The sequence below is a fragment of the Mesorhizobium sp. M1E.F.Ca.ET.041.01.1.1 genome (assembly GCF_003997355.1).
Taxonomy (GTDB): Bacteria; Pseudomonadota; Alphaproteobacteria; order Rhizobiales; family Rhizobiaceae; genus Mesorhizobium.
In genome coordinates, this window is sequence record NZ_RZSL01000731.1 from 1 (window position 1) to 2,585 (window position 2,585).

Genomic DNA, 2,585 nt, shown 5'->3' on the forward strand with positions numbered 1-2,585 from the left:
CGCCGCACGATGAACCGATGAACGTCGCCCACTCGCAGGCGGTCAAAATCCGGATCGTTGCCGCCAAACTGTTCGTCCAGGAACCCACGAACAATCGGCAGATAGTTCGTCAATGTCGATGCCGAGAGACCACGCTCCTTGCGCAGGAATTCCCCAAATGCGTCGATCAGCTTACCCTTGGCGCTCATATCGACCTCTGGCAGCAGCACCGGCACGCCGCCCGTGTCGCGCAGATATCGGAGCAACTGCCGAATGGTCCAGGCATCGCCACGCCTCGGGCGCAAACCAAGTTCCGTCAGAAATCGATCTGCGTCCTCTTCCCCGAGCAAGCTCAGCGGAACATCCTGCCTCTCCACCCAAGCACTGAAACCGGCCAGGAGCTTAATCTTCTGCTGAACAGTCGTTTTGGCGTATCCCTGGCCATCGAGCAAAGCCTCGAAATCATCCAGGTGGCTAGCCAATCGGCCTCTCCAGCGATCTTTGGCTAGCGCCTCATTCAGATCAATCATCGTCTGTCTCCCTATAGCGTGGGAAAGTCCACGCTCAGAAAGAGCAGCCGAATAATGTCGAGCAATCAACGGCCGACGCTGATCCAATTACTTGCAATCATGAGAAAATTACGCCGCGGCGATGGCGTCACTCGGAATAATCCGGCACTCGGAGTTATGCCGTAGATCATGCACGTGAGCCGGCGTTCCTCCTGGCGGGATCGCGATGTTCAGCTCGGCCGCGAGCGAATGAAAAATGATGCTGATTGTGCCCGGGTTCACGGGTCGGCCTTTCATGAAAGAAAACAGCGGTGTGTCGGCCGCAACCGAAGCCAGGTGCTGCGATCGCGACGCCATGAACGCATAGAGTCGCTGTGCCAGTTGCGGTCCCATGGGAATGAGCCTCGACTTGGAAAACTTCGTCTCGCGGATGGTGAGGACGTCACGATTGCGATCGACATCCCGCCACCGCAGGCGCGCAACCTCGCCGACGCGCAGACCAAGCCCGAACAGCAGGCTGAAGATGGTGGCATAGGCGGGACCGCGAAGCAGAGCGTTGTTCCGATCCGCGAGTTCGGCGGCGCGATCGATGAGTTGTTGGGCAGTCCGCAGATCCAGGATGCAGGGCGGTCTTGGATTACCTCGGCGGCGCGGCTTCATCGTGACGGGGGAGCGATCGATAACGTCGTGTTCGACCATCCACTCGAACAGCCGGCCGACGACACCGATAAGATGGTTGAAGCTTCGCGGCCGCGAGCGCGGACGGCTCAGGAAAAAAGCATCGAGGAGCGCCGGGGTGATCTCCGCGAGGGTCTTGACGCCCCGTGCGTTCAGATAGCCGTCGAGCATCCGCAGCACCTTGTCTTCGACGTCGTAGCGCCGGTTGAGCGCGCGCTTGTGGCGAATGAAAGTGACGATGTGGGGCGCGATCGGGCTTGAAGGCTCGGGAAGACGGGGGCTCATTGCAGATCCTCCCCGTCGCCAAGAGCGACTTCACGCAAGCCGTCCACCTGGACCTTGGCGTAGATCATCGTGGAAGAGGCCGAGCGATGCCCGACATAATCGCCGATGGTCTTGAGCGGAAAGCCGTTGTCCACCAGCCTCTGGACGCAGGCATGTCGCAACGTATGGGAACCGGGCCACGGGAATGCCCGCCCTATGCAGGTACTTGCTGGTCATGGCCGACACCGCGGCCTGCGTCAGTGGCGATCGCGGCGCTAGGTATCGCCAGAAGATCTGTCGGCCCTGCACATCAGGCCGCCCATTCTTCAGATAGTCGATGATCGCCTCGCCGATGACGGGGGCCAGCGGATAAGCAGTGCTATGATCGGCCTTGCGCTCCCGCACGTGTAATCGGTCGCGCTTCCAATCGATGTCGTCGAGCGTCAGCGCCGCAACCTCGCGGGCGCGCAGGCCATATGTGATCATCAGCAACAGCATGGCGTAATCGCGTCGGCCAACGACGGTGCGGAGATCGACCTGATCGAGCATCTTCTGGACGGAATCCCAACTGATCGATCGCGGTATGTCGGCCAGCCGATAGTGCTGGGGCACCTCGACCTGCTTGCTGATGTCGCGTTGCAGGAGGCCTTCTCTGTTCGCATATCGAAGGAAAATGCGCAGCGTGCTGGCAATGCTCACCATCGCCCTGGGACCGAAATCCCGGGCCATCGTCGTGATGTATCCCGTGACCACGGGCAATGACAACGCCGCGAGTTCGCATCCAACGTCCTGGAGATATCGTTCGAACCGGCGCAGATAGTGCCGATAGTGGAAAATCGAACTCGGACGCAGGCCGCGTTCTTCACGAAGATAGTCGAAGAATCCCGGCGCCTGGGTAGCGAAAGGGATCGGCCAAGCTGTTCTACGGCTGGTGGTATCCGACTTCGAGACGACCTGGCTGAAGAAATGCCGCACAATGCCCCCGACGAAGTTGCGATCGCGTCGACACGCATCAGCGGATCGATCGGCGCGACGAGCAGATAGCCAGTCGACAGCGAATGCTTCAACGAGCGCTTCCGCCTGGTCGGTATGGTTGACGTTGCGTGCTGCAGTGAAATCCGCGAACGCAGTCAAGATCGGGACGCGCCGATAGAT

At 60.1% G+C, this 2,585-nt stretch carries 2 protein-coding genes and 2 pseudogenes; all 4 read right to left on the bottom strand.

The annotated features are described in order from the left end of the window. Positions 1 to 509: pseudogene (locus EOA38_RS33260) on the bottom strand (site-specific integrase); the annotation flags it as partial. A gap of 108 nt (positions 510 to 617) precedes the next feature. After that, entirely contained in the window at positions 618 to 1,451 is an 834-nt protein-coding gene (locus tag EOA38_RS33265) for a tyrosine-type recombinase/integrase (protein WP_127301224.1), read from the bottom strand. Then, positions 1,448 to 1,585: a hypothetical protein gene (locus EOA38_RS41025; RefSeq protein ID WP_281060143.1), complete on the bottom strand. Its 138-nt coding sequence runs from the start codon at positions 1,583 to 1,585 to the stop codon at positions 1,448 to 1,450. The genes EOA38_RS33265 and EOA38_RS41025 overlap by 4 nt, the downstream gene beginning before the upstream one ends. A gap of 106 nt (positions 1,586 to 1,691) precedes the next feature. Then, positions 1,692 to 2,405, bottom strand: a pseudogene (locus EOA38_RS33270) (site-specific integrase); the annotation flags it as partial. Positions 2,406 to 2,585 lie beyond the last annotated feature (180 nt).

Coding starts and splice junctions, on each gene's coding strand:
- EOA38_RS33265 (WP_127301224.1), bottom strand. CDS start 1,451: ATGAGCCCCCGTCTTCCCGAGCCTTCAAGCCCGATCGCGCCCCACATC.